Genomic DNA, 23,632 nt, shown 5'->3' on the forward strand with positions numbered 1-23,632 from the left:
CTGGCGGACGAGCCGCTAGTGGCACCCTTTGTAAAAAGGGCGGCTCAATGTTCAGGCACCGCCCATGCCGGTGATCGTCTTCATGATCTTCTGCCAGCGGCTGTTACGTTCGCTCTCCAATTCCGCAAGCCGTTCGCTCAGCAGCGTGTGTGCGCGAACTCCTGAACGATCCGAACGGGGGCGGTCGGCTGCGTCCGCCGGGACGGTTGGCGGCGGTTCGCCGGGGCCGGGCTGAGGTGATTCCGAAGAGGAGGGTGGCGGAGCCGTTCGCGGTTCCGGCGTTGCTGGACGCGATTCGGAGATTTCGGCATCTTGCACATGTTCTTGCGAGTCGCCTGCCGGTTGCGAATCGCGGGTGTAGGTGACGCTCGTCGCCGAGGTTTGTCCGTCCGCCATTTGCGATTGGACCGCCTTCAACTCATCGGTAATCTGGTGAATTCGATTCAGATCGTCCCGAATCAATTCCATATGATTCTGATGCAAACTGCTAAACATGTTGACCAGCATCATCATCGACTGCTGGGACTGCTGAAACATCTGTTGTTGCATTTGGCCGAACTGGTTGACCAACGACAGCACAAAGGCTTCTGAAACGTTCCGTTCGCCTTCGCTTTGAGCGGCCGGGAGTTGCGGATTCGGCGCCACGGCAGGTACCGGCGGCGAAAATGGAATGGGAGGCTGTGCACCCGAAGGGGGCGTAATATTGGCAAGATTTTGGGCGATGAGCTGACTCAGCTCTCCCGCCATATCAGCGACCTGTGGGCTGCTCGCAGCCGGCGCCGGCATCGTCCCCTCGTCGGCAGGCTGCGATTCATTGGATGTCTCCGCTGCAGCGCGCGGTGGTTCGGAAGGTTCGATGGGTGGTTGGTTTTCCATATTGCTGTAGTGTATCTTCAGTTTGGCCCTGCCGACATGTATCAGATCTCCGTCGTACAGTCGACCAATCCGTATTTCCGCGCCGTTCAGTCGTGTGCCGCCGCGACCCAACAGGTCGACACACCACAGTGCCTCAGCTGTCCGCACGAGCGCACAATGCGTCTTGGACATGCTCGAGTCCTTGAGTCGCAAATGGGATCCCGGCGCATTGCCAACCAACGTGATTTCTTCTTCGACGGCATGAAACCGTCTGCCGTTTTTTTTGCCGTTGAGGATTTCTACATTCGCGCGGATAAAGGTGTCGGTGGATTCGTTATCGGTGGATGATTCATCATTGTGGGATTCATCCTCGTGCGACTCATCCCTATGGGATTCGTCGGCCGCGGCGTCGAAAGCTTCGATCTCGTCCCACGAACTCCAATTGATCACATGGACATGATACGGTCCGATGTGGATCGCTTCCCCCTCGTCGATCAATTCTCCGCGACGGCGGTCCGATTGGTGCGAAATGCCGGTCCGGCTTTCCAAATCCACACAATACATCCGCCCTCGCACCATCTGCAAATACGTATGCCGCAGGCTGACGTCAGGATGCTGGAGACGCAAATCGGCGCGGCGGCTGCGGCCGATGATGACAAACGGTGAGGCATAGGAGAATTCGAGCGGCTCATTCAAACCGGGACCGGTCACGCGCAGGCGAATGGGCGCCGCCGCTTGGCAGGCAACACGAAACTTGTGGACCGCTTTATTGGCAGCGCTGTCGACCGGTATTTCGTCGCTCAGCCGTGCCTCTTCCTCGTCAGAAGTCGGCGCAAGCAGAAGCATCCGGCGTCTGCGATTTGCGTTGCGCGTGCTGGCCAAGACTTCATCCTCTCCACGTAAACGGACCTGACTGCTGCAGCGACACTGTACAAAATGTCAGCAGCTGCGCAATTCGGGCGCACACAGGTTTCTTGATCCATTGAACACCGGCAGCGGGAGGGTTGTCAAGAAAATGCGCCGCCGAAACTAGGCATTCGAGGGGAAATACCAGACATCGGCGAGGTCGGCCGGGATGCGGGATTTTTACCGCCCTCTTGTGCCGGGCACTTCGGCGAAATACGGCAGTTTTTCCGTAAACTGGGAGGTTTGCGCCCGTTTTGTTGTTCGGAATCGGGCTGCTGCGGTCAATCGTTGTCCCGTTGAACAGGGCGGAAGGGGTGAGCCCAGTTGGCCAGGACCCGAGCACTGCGGGATTGGACCCACACGCGGCCGCGGCCGGAAAACTTCAACAGCAGTTGATCGGCAAACAGGAATGAGCGGATTTTTTTGGCGCGGGTCAATGTGTAGCTGAGCGACGGATCCCAGGCCACGGCATATCCGTTGTCCGTGACATATTCGCCATCAACATCAATCGGTTCGATGCGGCCGTAGCTGTGGAAAAACAACGGACCGGTCCCGGTGACGCGGAGCACGAACATTCCTTGGTTAAAGATGCCTTTGAGGCCGTCCCATTTGGAATTGCAATTCACACCTTCGCCCGATGCCAGGTAGGCTCCTTTTTCCAAGAACAACTCCTCGTTGTCCAATTCCAGCGCGACGATGTCGCCCGCTGAGCCGGGCGCGAACGTGACCGACCCGGAATCCCCTTGCGGAGTGTAGGTGTTTTGGAAAAAGCTCTCCTTGGTGAGCAGCGCGCGTTTCAGTCCCGCCATCACGCCACCCCGCGTGGAGGTCTTGGTCTGCATGTTGCTCGTCATCCAAGCCATGGCACCCGCTTCGCTGACAATACTTTCGCCAGCTTGCAGAGCAATTTCCACGGCGCTGTAGGTCGGGTTGCACTCGATATGATAGTCCATTGTGTTTATCCTTGTCGGGCGGGGAGTCTCGGACCGAGGCGCCGGCCGAATTCCGTGGGGTTGTGCGTTTGGGTCAAAATGCGGCCTTGACCGGTGAAGTTCATCACGAATCCTTCACCCGCCAACCACGACTGCATCCACGAGCCGCCGACTTTGGTGATCGTATATTGCAGCGTCTCCTCAAATGCCACCACATGCCCCGTGTCGACGGTCAGTGGCTCGTTGACGGTCATTTCCGTAATGCGGCCAAAGGCGGTCACCAACAACGAACCGCTTCCTGAAGCTTTGATAAACCAAGGAGCTTCGCCGCCAATGAAACCTTTCAGTCCCTGGAATTGCGTATCGAGTTCAATCCCGGTGCTGGATCCCAGATAACTGCCGCCGGTACACATCCACGCTGTATGTCCGTCGGCTTCAATGACCCGCACCTCGCCTTGATGCGTGGGAGCCAGGCCAACCTCGCCGCTTTGTCCGTCGGTGGTGGAGTAGGTCGAGAGGAAGAAATTCTCTCCCGCCAACAAGCGTTTGACGCCGGCTAAAAAGCCCCCCTTTGAGCGGCTGCGGGTTGTGACGTCGATATCGACATTCGGCGAGGCGCGGTACAGCGCACCCGATTCGGAAGCAAACTTTTCACCGGGGCTCAATTGCACCAGCGCCGAGCCAAAAGCACCTTCGCCGAGGATTTCTATATTCATTCTGGTTTCCCATCTGGGCGTCGTAACGAGCGAAGAATTTCTACAGCAGGGCTATCCCACGCAGTAGGGAGACAGCCAACCGGCAAGTCCGCCGAGATGCCGAGTTTGCAGATACAAGCGGCCGCGGCCGGTAAATTTCATCACCAGGCCTTCACCGGAAAACAGGGTTTGTTTGATGCCGCCCATACCGGAAATGGTATAATCCAACGTCGGTTCCCAGGCGACGACGTGTCCGGTGTCGACGATCAGTTCGCCGTCGATTTCCCGTTCCACAACGCCACCGAACGCGTTGTAAAACAGATCGCCCATCCCGGTGACTTCGATCAACACCACCCCTTCACCGGAGAAAAACGACCGCATCCCACCGAAGCGCGGACTTAAGTCCATCCCGGGCGTGCAGGCCAAAAAAGCGCCGGCGGTGAGCATGAAACTGTCGCCGGTCATTTCCCGGTGCAATACACTACCGGGTGTGGCGGGTGAAATCCCGATGAATCCCAACTGCGAGGCGGTGTACTCCGCAACAAACAACGACTCGCCGCCAAGAAACTTGCGAACGACCGATTGCGCCAAGCCTCCCACCATGTGCGTTTTCATGGCAAGGTGAGAACTCATGCGGTTCATCCCACCGCTCTCAGCCCAGATCGAATCCCCCGGCTCCATAGCGACGGTCAGATCCCCATAGTCCGGATTGCCGCTGATATCAAATTTCATAGCACTCCATGCACAATCATATGGTGTCAAACGCTGCCGTTGCCCCTGTCGCGGTAACCCGTGTGGTGGCAAGTTGCATAACGTAACAAAACCGAGCACCGGATCAAGATTTTTGCAAGATTTTCGTGCCGTCGACGAAAAAAACCGCCCCCGAGTTGGTAACTCGATGGTCCGGCGCGTAGCAGTGATTGCGAGACATTTCCTAGCAGACAGCGTAGACATCCCGCATCACGCGATTAACCGTCGTGGAAAGGCAGGGGCAAACGGACCCGTTCATTGGGCGCTCAATACAATTCCCGCCACGACCAACAGCGCCGCTGCGGCAGCGGCGGCGGCGAGGAGGATCTTGGGGATCGAGTAGGGAGCGGAACCGGTTAGCCGCCGTGCATCCTGCCCGCAGATCACGACGCGGTATAAGCGATCCTGGTAGCGATACGCCAGGACGTAGGCGGGAAAGGAATACCGCCGCGTGACCAGTTTGCGCAAAATCACCGATGCTTTCACATTGCGGCTGTTGGTGCCGGGAATGTGCTCGTTGGCAGCACGGGAATCGGCAAGTTGGCGGATGGTGTAGACGATTTGCTGCCGCGCTTGGGAACGCTGCAGATCGAATTGTTCGATCGTCGCCCCAGCGGGGCCTTGCGGCTGATCGACGACGGAGCTGAGGTCGCAGCCTGGTGCGACGACGTCGACCTCTTGTTTGGTCAGGCCCCGCGAGGCGGAGACGAGGATGTCGTCGAAATTCATCGCCGTCTCTCCAGCGTGCGGCGCCCAGGCAGATCGGCCCGCATCGACATTGGAGTCACCCGCCCAACAGACATGGGCCTCAGCATCGAACACCCAACCGACCCACCAGATGGGAGTCAATTCTTCAATTTTGGCCGCTGATTTCAGCGAGTCGGGACGAAACCATCCCAGCGTCCCCAACCAGTGCCGCAAGGATTTTCGCGCTTGATCCTGATCGACAGTAAAAGGGAGATAGCCCTGACTTTGTTCCAGCGGATCCTCCTGCGTTTCCACCTGCATCACCGCGCCACAGAAACTGCAAGCGGGTGCTTGATGCGCTGGATCATAGGCCACTGCTGCCCCGCAACCGGTACAGCGGAGAATCTGCACCGCCACATCACGCCGCAACTCCTCACGCAGCGGCGCCGCCTGCCCACAAATCGAACACCGCAAATCACCCGATTCGAGCGGAGTTTCACAGCGTTCGCAGAGGGTGGTGGTTTCCATGATGTTTACTCACTGAAGTTCGTTTCAAAACCCTCCGGCGCATCTCGCTGGCACTAAGAGGCAAGTTGCCGGAACAAGCGCGACCGGGTTTTGAAACTGGTTCTGAAATTAGTAGGCACGCGTGGTGCGCCGTGGTCACGATTTTACGAGTTGATCGGCGATCGCGAAATGCAGGTGTTGGTTTTTGTTGGGCGAAGTTTTTGCATGACCTTCCGTCACCATGATGCTGACCTCCTTGATTTAACCCGCACCACGGGGATTCGGGCACATCTGGGTGAGAAGTCTCAATATCTACAACTGACAACGGGAATTCCAGCGGAAGGTTCACATCCTTGCCAATCGCCCGCTGGCCTCATGTCAGGCGTGCCTTTATGATACCATTGAACAGGCGTCGCCCGACCTATTGCTGCGGACGAATTCATTTCCGGACGACACTTCCTAATTCTCACTTTCGAGTTCGGGACCGAACGATGACCTGCACAATTTTATCGAAGAGGGCTTCGATCCTCATGGGAAGCAATGTGTCGGACACGGCGGAGAATCATCCCAGGCTGCTGCTTAGAAATGCCCTCAGAAAACAACCATTTACTATTGGTCCCGCATGACACGTCTTCTGAAACAGGTTCGGAATTGCTTCAGTGATTCGCGGGCTTCCTGCTTGATGGTCTTGGCATTGACGGCAATCTGGGGCCTGCTTGCCATCTTGGTGCAGCCTGTCGGGAACTTTCCCTTAAACGACGATTGGTCTTATAGCCGCGCGGTTCAAACGCTGTTAGAAATGCACCGACTCCGCATCGACGACTGGGGCGCTCCCACATTGTTTGCGCAAATATTGTATGGCGCACTGTATTGCGTGCCATTTGGTTTTTCATTCACAGCCCTCCGCATCTCGACGCTCGTCGCGGGTCTGGCAGGTGTGTTGGGTCTGTTCGCACTGTTGCGACAAAGTGGCGTCAGCCGAGGGATCGCGTTTGTCGGAAGCCTCACGCTGTTGGTCAATCCGCTTTACTTTCTGCATGCCTTCACGTTCATGACGGACGTTCCGTTTCTCGCGCTGAGTATTTGGTCGACTTTGTTTTTTGTGAGAGCCTTGAAATTCGATTCCGGCAGGGCACTGCTCATTGCCACATTGCTTAGTTGCGCAGCGACCCTGGTGCGTCAACTTGGAATCGCCTTGCCGCTTGCCTATCTACTCACGGTCCTGTTGACCAACAAGTTCTCCTTCAAATCGACAGCACGCGCCGCGTTGCCGGCTATGATCTCCATTGCCGTTTTCGTCGGATACACGACTTGCATTCAGTATTTCGGTGTCGGTTCTGCGATCCAAGGCACAAAACAAGACATGATCGCAACACGGCTCGCGCATGATGGACTGGGCCGGTTCGTTTTGCGCTCTGTGATCATGACGGTCCTGATGTCGCTGTATGTTGGACTGTTTTCGTTGCCGTTCTTGTCGGTCTTGGCATCACGAGCGTGGCGCCAATGTTTGGCATTTCGCACACAGATTGTGGTCGCTGGCGCTGCCTCGTCTGCACTCATCGCTTACGTGGCCCTCTTTTTTTATCGGGGCCGACAAATGCCGTTTTTTGGCAACACGATGAATCACGCCGGCCTGGGTCCGCTCACCATGCGCAATGCCGACGAACGACTCTTGGTGACCGAATCTCTGACACCGACCTGGTTCTGGGACGCGCTCACCGTTGCTGCCGGAGTCGGGGCGATTCTTGTGGTGCTGCTGTTGTCGATCACCATCCTCGAAATCGTCCGTCGTCGCCTGCCGCGAAATGACGACCTCATCCGCATAGCCCTGTTTTCACTGCTCGCTGCGGGAATCCTCACCGGCCCGACCTCGGTAATCGCCATTTTCGACCGGTACGTTTTGGTACTCATGCCGTTGGTGATCTTGCTTCTCAGCGTGTCGGCCCAGTTGGTGTTGAAGCCAGCGCGTTCGCCAAGCGTACTGCGGTATTCGCTGGCGGCGATCTTTTTGGGCGTATACGGTGTGCTGTCCGTTGCGGGAACGCATGACTACTTGGCCTGGAATCGAGCCCGCTGGCAAGCAGTCACCGCGCTCATTGAAGAGCAGGGGGTCTCGCCCGAAACGATCGATGGCGGTTTCGAAGTCACGGGCTGGCTGTTGTTTCATCGCGACGAACAACTGCGTGCGAAATGGGATACCAAAGTGCGGACCTTTGACGTTTCCGTACCCGAACCAAATGAACCGCCGGCCCCATTCTATTGGTTAGCGGACCCCGCATACATCGTTGCCTTTGAGCCGCATGAAAACTCCCAACCCAATCAAGACGCCGCAATCATCAAACGCTACCCCTTTCGCAGTTGGCTATGGAGACGCGAAGAGGCCGTCGTGGTGTTGAAAGTTGGTGGTTCGTAACATCACGTACAGTGACAGTTGGTCGACGTTGATTCGCGGCGACAGATGAACACCGTCTGTACGTACGCGCAGACGTCGAGGTGAGTTCGATTTTACATTTGGCCACCGTTATTGACGAATATTATGCGGCTCAGCGCGCCACCAAATGTGCGATGCGACTGCGTAGACATAAGAGGTTCGCAACTCCTCAAGGTTCTGCGGAGGATCGACGAGCCACCCGACTTCGATCCATGCAACCTCGTCATGCCAACTCAAGTGCAAACCGTCATCCAGCGATAAATAAGATTCCCCGGGCGACCGAATGCAGGATTCCTTGATTTTCTTGATTTGAAGAGATACGACACTTACCCACCCATCATTGAAGTCACGCTGATTATCGCGCACTTCAATCTTGACCGTCATCACGCCAGCAGGGTCATTCGCGAAATCCAATTGAAGCGAGCGGACGATTCCATCGTAGAACGTATTGAAACGTTTCAAAAACTCTGAAGTGTTGTCCGCCGTCAAGCGTGTCATCGACATTGCGATCAGGTCCATTATTTATTCAACTTCAAAATCCGCAATCAGGTCCACTTGCAAACCCTGTTTACGCAATTCAAGCACCAGTTTCCTAATCACCTGCTCAAATTCCCCCTCCAATGCTCCAGGATTTTCCCCGGCTGACACTAGAAACGGACGCAGCAAGAATTGAGCATCCTCTGCCATGTTGGGAACTGGGCGGTTCTCGTTGATTTCAACATCGATGGATACGAATTCTGATTCGATAGTCCAGCGGGACCAATATTTAGATATGGTTGTTCCGTCAACGATTTTTTATACGTGTGAAGCCAATCGCTTAAACGACACCCTACCATCAATGTAGAGCACACACCAAACCTCTTTCGCCATTTCAAGACTCCGAGATTATGATTGGAGGCTCAACAGGAATCTGAGCAACATCGTCGAAAGGCCCGCATTCGATCAACGGTGTGCAAAAGTACGATTTCCTGCTCCGGTAATTTGAATTGGCCAAAGGGTCGGGAATGATGGCTGGGGACTATTTTGGTGCGACAGTTTTCATAAGCCGCTAGCTTGGGAATATGATGATTGCGCGATCGAGATTCACCCAAACAAATCCAACACCGGGCGGCCGCCATCGACGATGTGTGTCGGGCGGCCTTCGGCGTTTTTGATGCGTAGTTCTGGGTCGATGCCCAGCGCGTAGTAGATCGTCTTCGCCAAGTCTTCGGGGCTGGTTGCCTTGTCGACGGGGTGGCCGGCGTCCTTGTCGGTTTCGCCGTAGACGATGCCCGGGCGGATGCCTGCGCCGGCGAGGACGGCGGGGAACAATGTGCTCCAGTGTCCGCGGCCCCACGTCTTGTTTGGTTTTGGCGTGCGACCCATTTCACCCATCGCCACGACCAACGTTTCGTCCAGCAAGCCGCGATCGTCTAAGTCGGTCAGCAATGAGGCGAAGGCTTGGTCGAACGTGGGAATCAGATGGTTTTGCAAATGGTGGCTGCTGCGGTGCGAGTCCCAACTGTAACCGTCGACGCAGTCGTAATGCACGGTGACAAACCGCACGCCCGCTTCGACCAGCCGCCGCGCCATCAGGCAGGATTGCCCATACAGATGACGGCCGTAACGATCGCGCAGCGCCGCCGGTTCTTGTTGAATATCGAGAGCAGTCCGCGTTTTTTCCGAAGCCACCAAATCAAGTGCGCGTTGTTGAAAGCGATCGTACGTGTTGAGCGTTTTCGACGCTTCCAGCGCCCGTTGCGAACCGTCGAATTGCGACAGCAACGATTGCCGCAATTTCAAGCGGTCCATCGTCATTGCCGCCGGGCTGACGAGTCCTTGGATGTCGTATTTCAATTCCTCGTCGCTACAATCCCGCCAGTAGGGGTTGTCGTTGACGTCTTTCTTTTGAATGTTGGTCGTCAGCGGATCGTAGCCACGACCCAGCCAACCGCCGTATTCTCCCGGCCGGCGATACTGCCCTTTTTCTTGCAGTCCGCCCAGCCAATTCGGCAGTACCACGTAACTCGGCAAATCACGGGCGGCGCCGGTGCGTTGCGAGACGTATTCCGTGACCGAACCCATTGAGGGCCAGTCGTTGGGTGTGGTGGTAAAACCGCCGCCGATGGGGATTTGCCAACGATGCCCGGTTTGAATGTAGTGTCCTGCCCCGCTGTGATCGTTGTACGGGTGCGTCATTGTCTTGAGGACGCAGAGCTTATCGGTGACGGCGGCGGTCTTGGGCAGGTGTTCGGAGATCAGCAGTCCCGGCGTCCGCGAAGCGATCGGCTGAAACGGCCCACGAATGTCGGCCGGCGCATCGGGTTTGAGGTCGAACGTTTCCAGTTGGCTTGGTCCGCCAAACAGAAACAGAAAAATGACCGATTTTGCCCGCGGCGGTAGGGACGACTGAGCGGTCTCGGCTTGCAGAATTTTCGGCAACGTCAACCCGAGCAAGCCCGCGCCACCGGCCTGCAACAATTGCCGTCGCGACGGTCCATCACACGCCGCTCGTGGTTTGCCCAAAATCGAGAGCATAACAATCGCATCCTTTGACGAAGGCCTTCGACAACGAAGAGATTTCGCAGCACGTTCCAACATATCAAATTCGATTGATGCCAACAATCGGAAACCACGTGTTGGTTGCGTCTTGGCCAGACCATTCCGATTTGTACACACTTTTCGTACAATTGCTGGACACCAATAACCCTGACAAATGTTCGGCGACTTCGAAATAGGAATACGTTCATGCGATCTTTCAGATCCCTGTTGAGTAGTGTCGTTGCGATAACCTTGTTGTTTGTAGCCACCACGCTGTCCGCCGCAGAGGACAAGTCGTCGACGACCTTCTCCTGGCAGGACGACCCACAAGCCGGCACGACGGACCTCAAGTATGGGGACCAACCGGTCGTGCGTTATATGCATGCGTATGACACTTCGAGCGAGAAACGCGCCCACGAGACCTTTAAGGTCTTCCATCATGTTTTTGGACCGGGCAGCGAGGACATTATCACCAAAGGCCCGCACGGAAAATTCACGCATCATCGCGGGATTTTCTTTGGTTTCAACAAGACACAATTCGAAGGGCAGGAACTCGATTTCTGGCACTGCAAGAAAGGCGAACATCAACGGCATATCGGCTTTCAAGAACTTGCAGCCGACGAGAAACAAGCTCGCATGATTGCCGAAATTCATTGGATTGATCGCGAAGGCAAACCGGTCATCATCGAGGCTCGCGATTTCACTTTCCGTCCGCTCAGCGGGAACCTGAAAGGCAAGGGTTTTCAAATCGATTTTGAGTCGACACTCACCAGCAAACGGGGCTCGATCACGCTGACGGGCGACCGGCAACATGCGGGATTTCAAATCCGAGCTGCGCAAGAGATCGCTGAAACCGATGGGGCCCGTTACGTTCGTCCCGCCGGTTTTCCCGAACAAGCCGAAGCCTTCCAAGCCAACGACAAAACCGAACCGAACAAACATATCGACCTCGGTTGGTTTGCCATGACCTACGAGTTGAATGGCCGTCGTTACACCTTTGAATACTTTGAAGATCCCAGCATGCCCAAACCATCGCGATTTTCCGAGCGACCCTACGGCCGCTTCGGTGCATTTTTCACCGCGAAAGTCTCCGAAGACCAACCGCTGCAAGTTCGCTACCGTGTCAACGTCATCACCGGCGAGACCCCTCCACGCGAAGAAATCCAGCAGCGTTACGACCAATTTGTCGCTGAGTTGGCCAAGGGCAAATAACCTCCGGGTATCGCCAAACCTGCATAGTCGCCGCTGCGATTTAGCGAAACGCAAATTTTTTTTTGCCAACGCTACATCCGCTGATGATGCGCTTTTGCACCATCGTCGTTTTTCGTCTCACCGATCGACGCGCATCGACAAGATCGGTTTCTCTAGGGAATTTCCCTTAACCGCCAGCTACTTGTCGAGCGATGTTTCCTCAACGCATCACCGGCGGTGAGGCGTGCTTCGCGCAATTTGGAGTCTCAGCCCCTCCGGCGATTTGCCCCGCTAGGAAGCAGGGGCTACGTTTCTCTTGCGACTTCTTGCATTCGACCGGAATTCCTGACAGATCTTGTCAACCCGGTAGGGAAAGCAACTCAGGCAAAACTCTACATCCCAAGGAACTCGCATGGCCAATCCGAGTCTGACCGATATCGATCCATCCAATGAGATGCGTGCGCCCATGGATGTGGCCGAGTTGGATTGCGGACAATCGACGCTACAACTATTGGACGAAGTGCAGTTCATGGTGCGCGACATCCTCACCCAATGGCAACATCCGATCGATTCCATTGAACGTCGCAGCAACCACCGGGTCCCGTTCAACAAATCGATTGCTCTGTTCGACATCGATGAGCAAACCGATCAGCCAACCGGCGAGGCCTATCTTGTGACCGGACGAGATATCTCCTCACACGGTGTCGGCTTCAGCCATGGGGGACCACTGCCGCATACGAAAGTCGCAGTCGGCTTTGAGCTGCCGAACGGTTGTTCTCGATTTGTGCTGGTCCGGCTGACCTGGTGCCGATTCACCCGCCGTGGAACCTACGACAGCGGCGGCATGTTCATCCGGCCGATCCCTTCGCCCGACGATATGAAGTTTGATTGGAACGAGATACCACGGTGGTAAATCGACCCAGCACTCCGGCGGCACGCTGACTGGTACTCTGCGCGCAGTTTTTGATAGCCTGTCAAAAATGGTGGTCTCGCCATTCCCTTCCCCTTTCGGATGCAGGAACCTGACATGCGCAGAATCTCTTTCGCCGCGATGATGATTTTTCTACTACTGGTAGTGCACGCACGCGGAGACGACAAGACCGATGCGCCGCTCACATTTCAGGTCAAACTCGAAACGGTCCTGGAACATGATGATGGAAAGTTCCTGTGGTTTCATCCCCGCGCCGCGGCGATTCCTGGACACGGCGACAACGGTCTGCCTGAGGTCATCGTCACACTGCAAAAACATCTGCATGTCTCTGATTTCTATTCCGGCATCAGCATCTTGCAGACAAAGAACATGGGCAAGTCCTGGACGGGTCCGACTGCCATTCCCGAATTGGATTGGGTGCGCGAACCAAGCGGCGTTGCTGTAGCCGTGGCCGATGTCACCCCCGGTTGGCATGCCGCTAGCGGCAAGTTGATCGCTATCGGCACGCAGGTCCGCTACAGCAAAAAAGGGGAACAACTTGAGGACAAAACCCGCAGCGCTCAAACGTCCTATTCGCTGTTCGATCCCGATAAAAACCAGTGGACGAAATGGCGAATCTTAGAAATGCCCGCGGACCCGAAATTCAACTTTGCCCGCTGCGCCTGTGCACAATGGTTAGTCGAACCCGATGGCAGCCTGCTGCTGCCGTTTTATTACGGTCCCGACGGCAAGTCACCCTTCTCGGTCATGGTCGCCCGCTGCCGCGTCGAGGGTGACCGCTTGGAATATCTGGAACATGGTACGGAGTTCAACCTCGATGTCGTCCGCGGACTCGTCGAACCGTCGCTCATTCGATTCGGCGGACTGTATTACCTCACGGTGCGCAACGACATTAAGGCCTACGTCACGGTGAGCGACGACGGCTTACATTTCGAACCGCTCAAACCCTGGACGTTCGACGACGGCACCGAATTGGGTAGTTACAACACACAACAGCATTGGCTGGCGCACAGCGACGGATTGTTTTTGGTGTACACCCGCCGTGGTGCGAACAACGACCACATCATGCGACATCGCGCGCCGCTGTTTATCGGCCGTGTCGACGTTGAAAAACTGCAGGTACAGCGCGCCGGGGAAACCATTCTGGTCCCCGAACGGGGCGCAACGTTGGGCAACTTTGGAGCCGCCGCGATCACCGCCAACGAGTCGTGGGTCACTGTGTCCGAGGGAATTTTCGGCAAAGCCCGTCCGCAAGCCCACAAGCGCGGCGCCACCGGCGCGCTATTCGTCGCCCGCATAATCTGGTCCCGCCCGAATCAACTCGTTGCGCCCTAACGTTTAACGCACTAGTCAGACGGACTCAGATTTCTTGCGTTTACCGCCGCGTGCCGACACGTCAGGCGCGTTCTTCATCACAAAACGATGATCCTCGACAAGGCGGAGTAAGTCGAACGAACTGATGATGCCGACCAAATGTCCCTCATGCGTCACCAACACGTGGTGTATCCGGTGGTTGACCATAATCCGGGCGGCGAGGGAGACATCCCCATATTGCGGAACGCTGTAGATTTTCTCCGTCATGATATGACTGATTGGCGTCCCATCTTTCGCGGCTTGTAGGACGTCGGTACTGGTCACGATTCCTACCGGTGCACCGTCGGAGTCAACGACCGGCATGCAATTCACTGAGTGCGACTGCATCACGTCACGCACATGGGCGACTGTCTGGTGCGGTGTGGCCGACATGACTTTTTCTGTCATGAGATCTGCGATTTTTGTATTCATTGAGTCAGCATCCCTTGAGCCGGTTTAGAAAATAGTGGGGAGTACAACGAATATGAATCAAGCCGTCGAACGTAAGATAAATTTTAGCTTACTGGTAGATTCTGCTTCTGTCAAAAAAATTATTTCGCGGCAGAACCTTGTGAATCACACCGCATGTAGCAATTGTTGTCCCCAATGAATCGCGGTGACTCGCCGTAGCTAACCCATGCTAATTATGGACAATCATCCAAGGATTATGCATAATCGTATTGTGCGTCACGGTCTCGTTGTAGACAATAAAGGACTGCTGCTTGAGTACCCACAGTGCTCCGCCGTATATTTGATGTATCCCCTTTCGCTGTTCGGAGCCAGTCCATGACGAGGATGCTGGGAGTACCCGCTGCAACCCGCCGGCCTGAGACGAAATGCGATCATGGGCAGCGGCGCAAAATGGTGGCGGAGTTGCTGTTGAGCGAGATTTTTCAGGGCAAGTTGCGGGCGGGTCAGCACTTGGTGATCAAGGATCTCTCCCAGCGTTTTCAGGTTAGCTCGACACCGATTCGCGAAGCTCTGGTACAGTTGGAAGGGACCGGGATCATTGATTTCGCTCCTAACTGCGGCGCTGTTGTGCGTCAGTTATCAATCGCCGATGTCGAAGAAGTCTGCCAAGTGCGACGGGCACTCGAGTGTGAAGCAACGCATCATGCGTGTGGCCGAATTGATCTGACCCGTTTGCACGATCTGGCTGAATCATTGCGGAGCATGGAAAAGGCAAAACGCCGTAACGGCTCCTTTGTGGAGAAGGCGCGTTTTCTGGATAGCTCGCTGCATGATTTGATCGCCGAATCATGTGGCAATCGTTTCCTGGCGATGGAGATCAGCCGCCTCAAATTGCTGTTTCGCGCATTTCGCGACGCAGCTTGGGACGAACGTATTGCAATCAACGACTATTATCGATTCACTGAAGAAGCCAGCGAACACCTGGCTATTGTCGACGCGCTCATTGCAGGCAACGCCAAACAGTCTGCACGAGCGATGGAGCGACATATTCGCAGCGGTGTCAAGTATTGGAGTCGTGGCCTACCACGATGACTAGTCGACGAACGAGGATGATTTGGAATGAAGACTGCTGAAAAATCTGATCGAGTATGGCCCCAATTTGCAGCCGCGCTGCTTTCGATCTTTGGGTTGGTGGCTTATTGCGCATCGCCCGCCCGCGCCGCGGAACCCATCGAGTACAACCGGGACGTTCGACCGATCATGGCCGAGAACTGCTTTGCCTGTCACGGGGCGGATAGCGCCTCCCGCAAAGCCGACCTGCGCCTCGACCACCGTGACGTCGCCGTCGAGATGGGGGCGATTACCGCTGGCGAGCCGGATGAAAGCGAGCTTATCGCCAGAATCCTAACCGACGACGCCGACCTCGTGATGCCTCCGTTGGAGTCCAAGAAGAAACTGACCGATGCGCAGAAAACAATCCTCAAAAAATGGATTGCTCAAGGGGCGGAGTACCAACAGCACTGGTCTTTTATTGCTCCTGAACGTCAACAACCACCGCCAGTGAAGCAAGCAGGCTGGGCCAAAAATTTCATCGACCAATTCGTGCTGGCTAAACTCGAGAAACACGGCTTAGCACCGGCGGCCGAGGCCGATCCCCATACGTTGTTCCGCAGGCTGCATCTGGACATCACCGGATTGCCTCCCGCGCCAACAGATGCGGAAGCGTTTGTGAAGGATTACCGCGCGCGTCAAGATACCGCCCTTTCGGATTGGATCGATAAGCTGATGAAGTCGACCGCTTGGGGCGAGCACCGGGCCCGCTATTGGTTGGATGCGGCCCGCTACAGCGATACGCACGGATTGCATTTCGACAATTACCGTGAAATGTGGCCGTATCGGGATTGGGTGATTCGGGCTTTCAACTCCAACCAACCTTTCAACGCATTCACTGTGGAGCAACTTGCCGGCGATCTCTTAGAAAACCCGACCGATGAGCAACTGATTGCCACCGGTTTTCAGCGGTGCAATATGACCACCAACGAAGGGGGGACCATCGACGAGGAGAATCTGGCGAACTATGCCGCTGATCGCGTTCAGACAATGGGATGGGTCTACCTAGGCCTGACCACCAATTGCAGCCAATGCCACGATCACAAGTTCGACGATTTCACAGCAAAGGATTATTACTCCCTTGCAGCCTTCTTTCGCAACACAACCCAACAGGCCAAAGACGGCAACGTCAAAGATGGACGCGGCCCGGTTTTGATCGTGCCTGCTGAAGAAGACAAATCACGCTGGCAAGCGCTGCCCGCGGAAATCGCCGCAGCGACCAATCAGCGCGACGCGCGCAAGCAGGCAGCAACCGGCGACTTTACTGATTGGCTGGCGAAGACGACTTCCGAGTCATTAGGCAGCGACATCTCCGCCAACGGACTTCTCGTGCATGCTCCGCTGAATGATGGCACGGGCAACGCGGCGAAAAACCTTGCCGGCAATCCTGACAAATTCCCGGCGACCGGCGAGGTGACTTGGAGCACCGACGGTAAACTCGGCCCGGCTGCGGTGCTGAATCCCGAAGCGACTTTCGATTTGGGCGGACTCGGAGACTTTGAAAAGGACCAGCCGTTCAGTTGCGGTGCCTGGATCAAAGTGGGCGACAAAGGACAACCCAGCAGCATCTTTGCCCGCATGGATGAAAAAAGCGGGTTCCGTGGTTGGGACCTGTGGTTGAACGGCAACGCCTTAGCCGTTCACCTTGTCGATGCATGGCCGGCGAACGCGATCAAAGTTGTGACACAAGAAAAAGTGATCAAGCCGGGACAATGGCAGCACGTAGTCCTGACCTACGATGGAACCGCAAAACCGGGCGGCGTTAAGATTTTTGTCGATGGCGTGGATCACAAGCTGAAGGTCGATAAAAACACGCTAAAGCCCGATGCCACCCTCCGCACGGAGACTTCCCTGCGAATCGGTCGCCGAAGTGACGCAAACGTGTTTGACGGCGGTACGGTTCAAGATTTCCGCATCTACAATCGCGCGCTTCCGGCTGCGGACGTGAAGAAGATTGCGGAGATTTCAGCAATCAAAGCAATCCTCGCTACAGCGGCAGAGGAGCGGACTGCGGAACAACAGAAGACGCTCTTTGACTATTATCTCGTCACTGCTGATTCCGAGTACCCGGCGCTCATGGCAACGGTCTCGCGATTGGAAGGCGAACGCGAAGCGATCACCGCACGCAGTCCGGTCACGCATATCCAGCGCGAAAAAATGGACTCCCCTCCCACCGGTTTCGTGCTCATGCGGGGGGAATATGACAAGCCAGGCGAAAAGGTAGTGGCGGCGACACCGTCGGGACTGCATCCACAACCAGAGGGTGCTCCCAACAATCGCCTGGGCTTGGCGCAATGGATTATCGATCCGGCAAATCCACTCACAGCACGCGTGACTGTCAACCGATTCTGGCAGCAACTCTTCGGGCAAGGTCTCGTCGTCACTCCGGAAGACTTCGGAGTGATGGGCGCAGCACCAAGTCATCCGGAATTGCTGGACTGGCTGGCAGTCGACTTCCGCGAAAATGGATGGAACGTCAAACAGTTCTTCAAGCTGATGCTGATGAGCGCCACCTATCGGCAGGCAGCTGTCACCACACCGGCCAAGTTAGAACTTGACCGTGACAATACCCTGTTGTCGCGCGGCCCGCGTTTTCGGATGGATGCCGAGATGGTGCGTGACTATGCCCTGACAACCAGTGGCCTGCTTTCGCGAAAAATGTACGGCCCCGGCGTAAAACCGTACCAGCCGGAAGGCATTTGGGATATCGTCGGACTGCCGGGCGGTAACACTCGAAAATATGAGCAAGACCACGGGGACGACCTGTACCGTCGCACAGTTTACAGTTTCTGGAAACGAATGGCCCCGCCACCCAACCTCGATGCGTTTAATGCACCCAGTCGTGAATTTTGCACCGTAAGCCGCGAACGGACGAACACGCCTCTACAAGCGTTGGTCACACTCAACGACCCACAATTCGTCGAGCCCGCACGTCGACTAGCTGAAGGCGCATTAAAAGCAGGAGAGGGCGATGACCAAAAATCTATCGATCTTCTCTTCCGGCAGGTGCTCTGTCGTCCAGTCCGCGAACAAGAACACTCCATTGTAGAGACGGACCTCAAGGACTTCTTGGCGTACTATCAATCGCATCCCCAAGACGCGCAGGCTTTGATTGCCGTCGGGGAATCAAAAGCTGACGAGTCATTGGATGCCGCTCAGCTTGCAGCCTGGACATTGCTCGCCAATCAAATCCTCAATCTTGACGAAGCGCTGAACAAATAAATTGCCGTCAATCGCAAAGGTCAATCCATGAATACAATTGATGAAATCACACGCCGCAGATTTTTAACAAGCGGCAAAAACCTAGTCGGCGGCGCCGCTTTAATGTCGATGCTCGGACAATCGGCCATCGGCTCCCCCGCCGCCCAGCCCGTAGGTCCGCATTTTGCGCCCAAGGCCAAACGCGTGATTTATCTGCACATGGTCGGCGGGCCGGCGCAGATGGATCTGTTTGACTATAAGCCAGCCATGCAGGAGATGTACGACAAAGACCTGCCCGATTCCATTCGCAAAGGGCAGCGGCTGACGACGATGACCAGCGGACAGGCGCGATTTCCGATCGCCCCGTCACGGTTCAAATTCAGCCAAGCCGGTGAGTGCGGGATGTGGATGAACACCGAACTTCTGCCGTGGATGGCCAAAAAAGCAGACGACATCTGCTTGATGCGCAGCTTGAACACCGAGGCCATCAACCACGAACCGGCCATCGCCGCCATGCAAACCGGCAACCAAGTGACCGGGCGGCCTTGTCTTGGTTCTTGGGCCTCATACGGCTTGGGAACGATGAATGAAAACCTGCCCTCCTTTGTCGTTCTGGTGGCCGTTCCCAGCAATCGTGAACAGGAGCAGGCGATCTCTTCGCGATTGTGGAGCAGCGGGTACCTGCCGGGCCAATTTGCCGGAGTCTCGTTCCGCAGCAAGGGGGATCCGATTCTTTACATCAACAATCCTCCCGGTGTTCCCGATGCGCTCCGCAAGAAGTCGATCGATGGCCTGAATCGTCTCAACGAGATCAACTACGGCGCACTGGGCGATCCAGAAATCCAAACGCGGATCCAGCAATACGAAATGGCCTTCCGCATGCAGGCTAGTGTTCCGGAACTGACCGATATGAGTTCCGAGCCAAAGCACATTTTCGATTTATACGGCGAGGACGTCCAAAAACCGGGATCCTTTGCCAACACCGCTTTGATGGCCCGTCGCTTGGCTGAACGGGGCGTCCGCTTCATTCAGGTTTACCACAACAACTGGGACCACCACAGTAACGTCGGCGGCCGGATGCCGGACCAATGCAAGGATGTCGATCAGCCTTGCTATGCCTTGCTGGAAGATCTGGAACAACGCGGCATGCTGGATGAAACGCTCGTCATTTGGGGTGGCGAATTCGGCCGCACGATCTACTCCCAAGGCAGCCTGTCGAAAACGAATTATGGCCGCGACCACCATCCGCGCTGTTTCAGCATGTGGATGGCCGGCGGCGGCGCCAAACCGGGGACGGTCTTCGGCGAAACCGATGATTTTTCCTACAACATCGTCCGCGATCCACTACACATCCGCGACTTCCACGCCACGGTCTTGCACCTGCTTGGTTTCGACCACGAACAGTTCAGCTACAAATTCCAAGGACTGAACCAACGCTTGACCGGAGTCCTGCCGGCACACGTCGTCAAGGATTTGTTGGCCTGACACCGTTTCAGCGATGGGGGCCCCATGCCGACCCCTGAGACTCGGAAATTACCCATCCGATTCGGCAACTCGAATTCCGGCGCGATTTTGCGAGTGGGTTATCCCTTGACTTCGTCAGCAGCCGCGGGGTAATTTATCCGACGTTGATGTTTCTGTCACGAAGGCAGGACCATCCACCTAATACGAGCTATGACAGCCTCTGAGGAGCGTACGCGCACCTCAGGGGCTTTTTTCGTTTCAATATTATGGCCTGCGACGAGTCCGCATATGAGCAGACTGAATAGGGATGGGGGCACCGTGGTTGAGCGCAATCTGCAGCAGCGAATGGGTACCACCTCCAAAAATGCTTCGCGGAGGGACATGGACTTCCTGCCAATCGATTGCCGGAACCGGGTCTCGCAACCGGTTCGATCCCGTATGCCCCGCCTTGATTTCTATTGCCGGATGTTACTGATGAGTATCAATCTTCGACCCAATTCGCGCTCGGCAATCCTAGCCGGCCTGTTGGTTGCGATGCTGGTCGCGGTCAGCGGTTGTGAGCGTGCTTCGGAGCCGGTTTTCGCCTTGAACGACGAAACAAGCGAGCTCGATACAAAGTTGCGCATCCAAATTCGAGGCGCGCTGAGGACACACTGCGGAACACCGCAAGTCCCCAAAATGTTAGGCGACGAGTCGTTCGACACAAAGCAGTTGCAGCACGGTATGGCAATTTATATGCAACGGTGCGCGCAATGTCACGGCGTCAGTGGAGACGGTCGCGGCCCGCAGGCAGAGCACCTCTACCCGCTGCCGCGCGATTATCGCCGGGGCATCTTCAAATTCACATCAACGCCCTACGGTGCCAAACCCCGTCGCGAAGACTTGTTGAAGACATTGCGCCGAGGCATTCCGGGAACATCGATGCCCTCTTTTGCGCGACTCCCTAAAGCCGACTTGGAAGCGGTTGTCGACTATGTGATCGCACTTTCCAAACGCGGCGAATTGGAATCGCAACTGGTACAAGAAGCGGACCCCGATGAGCCGGAAATCGATCCAGAGATCGTCCAGGAATTGGTGGATTACATAACCGAGAGCTGGAAAATGGCACATTTCACCGAGGTTATGCCCTTAACGCCGTTGCCCGAATTCACCGCTGAAGACGTGGCCACCGGTAAGGAATTGTTCACCAGTCCCGATGTCGGCTGCGCCAATTGCCACGGCAGCGACGGCCGAGGCCAGACGGCGGCCAATGTCGTGACGCCGCTAAAAGACATGTGGGGACACGATGCACGGGCGGCCGACTTGACGTCGGGCATGCTGCGCGGCGGATCGAAACCGGTGGATGTCTACCGGCGGGTCTTCAATGGCATCAACGGCACACCCATGCCGGGATTTGGGACATCGGCCAAGATACGCGATGACCCCGAATTGGTCTGGAAATTGGTGGCCTACGTGCTGCAAATCTCGGGACAACGGCGGTCGGGGCAAGTTCCCCCGGTCGGCCAGTTCACGTTTGCTCCTTATCCCCAAGGGACACCGGAGGGCGACGCGCAAACCGAAGATGAATAGCAGGAATTGAACAAGCCCAATACTGATTGAAACCAGATTGCACTGGAATGAACAATCCGGCCCAGCCGGTCACCAAACTTCGAGGCCATGACGTCCATGGACGATCACGAAAAACAAGCCGAGCTACAAAAGCTCAAAGAGCGGGTCGAGAGACTCGAATCGGAAATCGAACAGCCCCACGCGACTGCTCCATGGCAGCCGACGGGCTATTACACCGCCTACTATGCGACCAGTGGATTCATGCTGGGGATCTTCGGAGCCGCCACGAGTTTGTTGGTCAATGTGATTAGTGCGCCGTTGGTTGGAAAAAGTCCGCTGGAATTGATTTGCGTCTATCTCACCTTTCCGCTGGGTGAAAAGGCATTACTGCTGGCCGACCAGACCCAAAAGGTTTACACGGTCAGCAACGGCTTGATCCTGACCATCGGCTGTTGTCTGTACTTGGCGACGGGGATGTTGCTGGGCGTGCCGTTTTACCTCGCGTTGACCCGACTCACTCAAAATGCGTCGACATTGATGCGATACGGCGTAGCGGCGGCCCTGTCGATCGTGGTTTGGTTGATTAATTTTTACGCCATTCTGTCCTGGCTACAGCCGGCACTTTTCGGCGGGAATTGGATCGTGGAATTGATTCCGCCGTGGGTCGCGGCAGTCACGCATCTTGTGTTTGGGCTAACAATTGCGGTCTTGTATCCCCTGGGCCAGTTCGTTCCGTATCAACGTCCGACGGAGAAGTCATGAGTGAGGTGGTAAAACACGAGGAAGCCGAGTTCAGCGGGCCTCTAGTGGAAACGCAACTGGTCTGCTGGTATTTCTACGCGGCGCTCACATTTATGACAGCTGCCATGCTGGCCGGTTTGTTGATGGCGCTGCAATTGGTGCAGTGGAATCCCCTCAACGGAATCGAGCTCCTCTCGCCCGGCCGGTGGCGCATGCTGCATACCAATGCCATCGCCTATGGGTTTTTGGCCAACGCATTTTTAGCAGCACTGCATTGGTCCGTGCCGCGACTGACCCTCAGACCCGTGCAAAGCCGCTGGTTGTCCTACACAATATTTGTCGCATGGCAACTAGTCGTCGGAGCGACAGCTGTCGGTATTGTTTTTGGCGAAGCACAAGGGCTGGAATGGGGAGAAACGCCAGTCTGGATCGATCCGGTAGCGCAACTCGGACTGTTGCTGGTCGCGATAAACTTCATGACACCCATCCTGCAGGTTAAAGGCCCGATGTATGTCACGCTGTGGTATTTCTTGGCCGCATTTGTCTGGACGTTCATGACGTATGCGATGGGTAACTTTGTTCCCCAATACTTTGTCGCCGGCACGAGCGCCGGTGCGGTGGGCGGCCTGTTCATTCACGACTTAGTGGGACTGTTCGTGACCCCCTTGGGTTGGGGGTTGATGTACTATTTTGTGCCGATCTTGTTGCAAAAGCCGATCTGGAGTCACGGACTATCGTTGGTTGGATTCTGGGGACTGGCATTTTTCTATCCACTCAACGGGATCCACCACTTCCTGTATACGCCGATCCCCATGTTCCTGCAGTATGGGGCAATCATGTCGACGGTCGCCGTCGAGTTGGTGGTCACGACGGTCGTGATCAACTTCTTCGGCACGCTCAAAGGTTCAGGACGGATGGTCGTCACGAACCTTCCGGTGCGCTATTTTTATACCGGCATGGTGTTTTACTTTCTGACCTGTTTGCAATGCTCGATGCAAACCACATTGACCTTTCAACAGGTCATTCACTTTACCGACTGGGTCGTGGGGCATGCCCATATGGTGATGTTTGGCGTCTTCAGTATGTGGTTGTTCGGCATCATGATCTATCTGTTCCCGCGGTTGCTGGGGGTGGAATGGTATAGCCGAAAATTATGCGAATGGCATTATTGGCTCTCTACCGTAAGCCTAACCATCATGGTTGGCGATTTGACGTTGGCCGGATTATTCCAAGGTTACTTTTGGGCGTCGTTGCAACCGTGGGACGCTTCCATAACTGCTTCATTCCCGTTTTGGGCATTGCGTGTCTTTGCCGGCTTAGGGATGTTCGCAGGCCAATTGGTGTTTTTATATAACCTCCGCAAAACATTGCAGTCTGCAAAGACGCAAACGGCATAGTT

19 protein-coding genes are annotated in these 23,632 nt (G+C 55.7%); 10 read left to right on the forward strand and 9 right to left on the reverse strand.

Going from position 1 to position 23,632, the window contains the following annotated elements:
• Positions 1 to 51: 51 nt before the first annotated feature.
• The 5 genes from CA54_RS09575 to CA54_RS09595 form a co-directional block, all read right to left on the reverse strand.
• Positions 52 to 1,701, reverse strand: coding sequence for an FHA domain-containing protein (locus CA54_RS09575; RefSeq protein WP_146370555.1), 1,650 nt, complete (start codon positions 1,699 to 1,701; stop codon positions 52 to 54).
• A 341-nt stretch (positions 1,702 to 2,042) separates the two neighbouring features.
• Positions 2,043 to 2,714: a TIGR00266 family protein gene (locus CA54_RS09580; protein ID WP_146370556.1), complete on the reverse strand. Its 672-nt coding sequence runs from the start codon at positions 2,712 to 2,714 to the stop codon at positions 2,043 to 2,045.
• Positions 2,715 to 2,719: 5 nt separating this feature from the next.
• Positions 2,720 to 3,409 carry a TIGR00266 family protein gene (locus CA54_RS09585; protein WP_146370557.1) on the reverse strand — a complete coding sequence of 230 codons (690 nt, stop codon included), beginning with the start codon at positions 3,407 to 3,409 and terminating at the stop codon, positions 2,720 to 2,722.
• A 51-nt stretch (positions 3,410 to 3,460) separates the two neighbouring features.
• Positions 3,461 to 4,120 (reverse strand): TIGR00266 family protein, encoded by a 660-nt coding sequence (locus CA54_RS09590; protein WP_197532332.1) that lies wholly within the window; start codon positions 4,118 to 4,120, stop codon positions 3,461 to 3,463.
• A gap of 273 nt (positions 4,121 to 4,393) precedes the next feature.
• A complete protein-coding gene (locus CA54_RS09595; RefSeq protein WP_146370559.1) occupies positions 4,394 to 5,353 on the reverse strand; it encodes a hypothetical protein in 960 nt (319 codons plus the stop codon).
• Between the two features lie 601 nt (positions 5,354 to 5,954).
• Here CA54_RS09595 and CA54_RS09600 point away from each other — a divergent pair.
• Positions 5,955 to 7,745 (forward strand): glycosyltransferase family 39 protein, encoded by a 1,791-nt coding sequence (locus CA54_RS09600; RefSeq protein WP_146370560.1) that lies wholly within the window; start codon positions 5,955 to 5,957, stop codon positions 7,743 to 7,745.
• A 108-nt stretch (positions 7,746 to 7,853) separates the two neighbouring features.
• On the opposite strand, the gene CA54_RS09605 is transcribed toward CA54_RS09600, so the two are convergent.
• The 3 genes from CA54_RS09605 to CA54_RS09610 all read right to left on the reverse strand — a co-directional run bounded on the left by CA54_RS09605 (position 7,854) and on the right by CA54_RS09610 (position 10,280).
• Positions 7,854 to 8,282: a hypothetical protein gene (locus tag CA54_RS09605; RefSeq protein ID WP_146370561.1), complete on the reverse strand. Its 429-nt coding sequence runs from the start codon at positions 8,280 to 8,282 to the stop codon at positions 7,854 to 7,856.
• 3 nt (positions 8,283 to 8,285) lie between these two features.
• On the reverse strand, positions 8,286 to 8,450 hold the full coding sequence (locus CA54_RS29220; protein WP_197532333.1) for a hypothetical protein: 165 nt from the start codon (positions 8,448 to 8,450) through the stop codon (positions 8,286 to 8,288).
• A 396-nt stretch (positions 8,451 to 8,846) separates the two neighbouring features.
• Positions 8,847 to 10,280, reverse strand: coding sequence for a DUF1501 domain-containing protein (locus CA54_RS09610; RefSeq protein ID WP_146370562.1), 1,434 nt, complete (start codon positions 10,278 to 10,280; stop codon positions 8,847 to 8,849).
• Positions 10,281 to 10,490: 210 nt separating this feature from the next.
• Here CA54_RS09610 and CA54_RS09615 point away from each other — a divergent pair, with 210 nt between their 5' ends.
• The 3 genes from CA54_RS09615 (at position 10,491) to CA54_RS09625 (ending at position 13,740) form a co-directional block, all read left to right on the forward strand.
• Positions 10,491 to 11,495 carry a DUF6807 family protein gene (locus tag CA54_RS09615; RefSeq protein ID WP_231963020.1) on the forward strand — a complete coding sequence of 335 codons (1,005 nt, stop codon included), beginning with the start codon at positions 10,491 to 10,493 and terminating at the stop codon, positions 11,493 to 11,495.
• 391 nt (positions 11,496 to 11,886) lie between these two features.
• Positions 11,887 to 12,387: a PilZ domain-containing protein gene (locus CA54_RS09620; RefSeq protein WP_146370563.1), complete on the forward strand. Its 501-nt coding sequence runs from the start codon at positions 11,887 to 11,889 to the stop codon at positions 12,385 to 12,387.
• 114 nt (positions 12,388 to 12,501) lie between these two features.
• A complete protein-coding gene (locus tag CA54_RS09625; protein WP_146370564.1) occupies positions 12,502 to 13,740 on the forward strand; it encodes a sialidase family protein in 1,239 nt (412 codons plus the stop codon).
• Between the two features lie 15 nt (positions 13,741 to 13,755).
• On the opposite strand, the gene CA54_RS09630 is transcribed toward CA54_RS09625, so the two are convergent.
• Positions 13,756 to 14,190, reverse strand: coding sequence for a CBS domain-containing protein (locus CA54_RS09630; protein ID WP_146370565.1), 435 nt, complete (start codon positions 14,188 to 14,190; stop codon positions 13,756 to 13,758).
• Between the two features lie 354 nt (positions 14,191 to 14,544).
• Between CA54_RS09630 and CA54_RS09635 the strand changes: the two genes are divergently transcribed.
• The 6 genes from CA54_RS09635 (at position 14,545) to CA54_RS09660 (ending at position 23,630) form a co-directional block, all read left to right on the forward strand.
• Positions 14,545 to 15,261 carry a GntR family transcriptional regulator gene (locus CA54_RS09635; RefSeq protein ID WP_197532334.1) on the forward strand — a complete coding sequence of 239 codons (717 nt, stop codon included), beginning with the start codon at positions 14,545 to 14,547 and terminating at the stop codon, positions 15,259 to 15,261.
• 27 nt (positions 15,262 to 15,288) lie between these two features.
• Positions 15,289 to 18,501 carry a DUF1553 domain-containing protein gene (locus CA54_RS09640; RefSeq protein ID WP_197532335.1) on the forward strand — a complete coding sequence of 1,071 codons (3,213 nt, stop codon included), beginning with the start codon at positions 15,289 to 15,291 and terminating at the stop codon, positions 18,499 to 18,501.
• A gap of 27 nt (positions 18,502 to 18,528) precedes the next feature.
• On the forward strand, positions 18,529 to 19,965 hold the full coding sequence (locus tag CA54_RS09645) for a DUF1501 domain-containing protein (RefSeq protein WP_146370566.1): 1,437 nt from the start codon (positions 18,529 to 18,531) through the stop codon (positions 19,963 to 19,965).
• A gap of 453 nt (positions 19,966 to 20,418) precedes the next feature.
• Positions 20,419 to 21,513, forward strand: coding sequence for a cytochrome c (locus CA54_RS09650; protein ID WP_197532336.1), 1,095 nt, complete (start codon positions 20,419 to 20,421; stop codon positions 21,511 to 21,513).
• 96 nt (positions 21,514 to 21,609) lie between these two features.
• Positions 21,610 to 22,254 carry a hypothetical protein gene (locus CA54_RS09655; protein ID WP_146370568.1) on the forward strand — a complete coding sequence of 215 codons (645 nt, stop codon included), beginning with the start codon at positions 21,610 to 21,612 and terminating at the stop codon, positions 22,252 to 22,254.
• Positions 22,251 to 23,630, forward strand: a complete 1,380-nt coding sequence (locus tag CA54_RS09660; protein ID WP_146370569.1) for a cbb3-type cytochrome c oxidase subunit I — start codon at positions 22,251 to 22,253, stop codon at positions 23,628 to 23,630. Before CA54_RS09655 ends, CA54_RS09660 begins: the two co-directional genes overlap by 4 nt.
• Positions 23,631 to 23,632 lie beyond the last annotated feature (2 nt).

The organism is Symmachiella macrocystis (assembly GCF_007860075.1).
Lineage (GTDB): Bacteria > Planctomycetota > Planctomycetia > Planctomycetales > Planctomycetaceae > Symmachiella > Symmachiella macrocystis.

Coding starts and splice junctions, on each gene's coding strand:
- CA54_RS09615 (WP_231963020.1), top strand. CDS start 10,491: ATGCGATCTTTCAGATCCCTGTTGAGTAGTGTCGTTGCGATAACCTTG.
- CA54_RS09655 (WP_146370568.1), top strand. CDS start 21,610: ATGGACGATCACGAAAAACAAGCCGAGCTACAAAAGCTCAAAGAGCGG.
- CA54_RS09600 (WP_146370560.1), top strand. CDS start 5,955: ATGACACGTCTTCTGAAACAGGTTCGGAATTGCTTCAGTGATTCGCGG.
- CA54_RS09590 (WP_197532332.1), bottom strand. CDS start 4,120: ATGAAATTTGATATCAGCGGCAATCCGGACTATGGGGATCTGACCGTC.
- CA54_RS09580 (WP_146370556.1), bottom strand. CDS start 2,714: ATGGACTATCATATCGAGTGCAACCCGACCTACAGCGCCGTGGAAATT.
- CA54_RS09630 (WP_146370565.1), bottom strand. CDS start 14,190: ATGAATACAAAAATCGCAGATCTCATGACAGAAAAAGTCATGTCGGCC.
- CA54_RS09605 (WP_146370561.1), bottom strand. CDS start 8,282: ATGGACCTGATCGCAATGTCGATGACACGCTTGACGGCGGACAACACT.
- CA54_RS09595 (WP_146370559.1), bottom strand. CDS start 5,353: ATGGAAACCACCACCCTCTGCGAACGCTGTGAAACTCCGCTCGAATCG.
- CA54_RS09610 (WP_146370562.1), bottom strand. CDS start 10,280: ATGCTCTCGATTTTGGGCAAACCACGAGCGGCGTGTGATGGACCGTCG.
- CA54_RS09645 (WP_146370566.1), top strand. CDS start 18,529: ATGAATACAATTGATGAAATCACACGCCGCAGATTTTTAACAAGCGGC.
- CA54_RS09575 (WP_146370555.1), bottom strand. CDS start 1,701: ATGCTTCTGCTTGCGCCGACTTCTGACGAGGAAGAGGCACGGCTGAGC.
- CA54_RS09620 (WP_146370563.1), top strand. CDS start 11,887: ATGGCCAATCCGAGTCTGACCGATATCGATCCATCCAATGAGATGCGT.
- CA54_RS09650 (WP_197532336.1), top strand. CDS start 20,419: ATGAGTATCAATCTTCGACCCAATTCGCGCTCGGCAATCCTAGCCGGC.
- CA54_RS09625 (WP_146370564.1), top strand. CDS start 12,502: ATGCGCAGAATCTCTTTCGCCGCGATGATGATTTTTCTACTACTGGTA.
- CA54_RS09585 (WP_146370557.1), bottom strand. CDS start 3,409: ATGAATATAGAAATCCTCGGCGAAGGTGCTTTTGGCTCGGCGCTGGTG.
- CA54_RS09640 (WP_197532335.1), top strand. CDS start 15,289: ATGAAGACTGCTGAAAAATCTGATCGAGTATGGCCCCAATTTGCAGCC.
- CA54_RS09635 (WP_197532334.1), top strand. CDS start 14,545: ATGACGAGGATGCTGGGAGTACCCGCTGCAACCCGCCGGCCTGAGACG.
- CA54_RS09660 (WP_146370569.1), top strand. CDS start 22,251: ATGAGTGAGGTGGTAAAACACGAGGAAGCCGAGTTCAGCGGGCCTCTA.
- CA54_RS29220 (WP_197532333.1), bottom strand. CDS start 8,450: ATGGCAGAGGATGCTCAATTCTTGCTGCGTCCGTTTCTAGTGTCAGCC.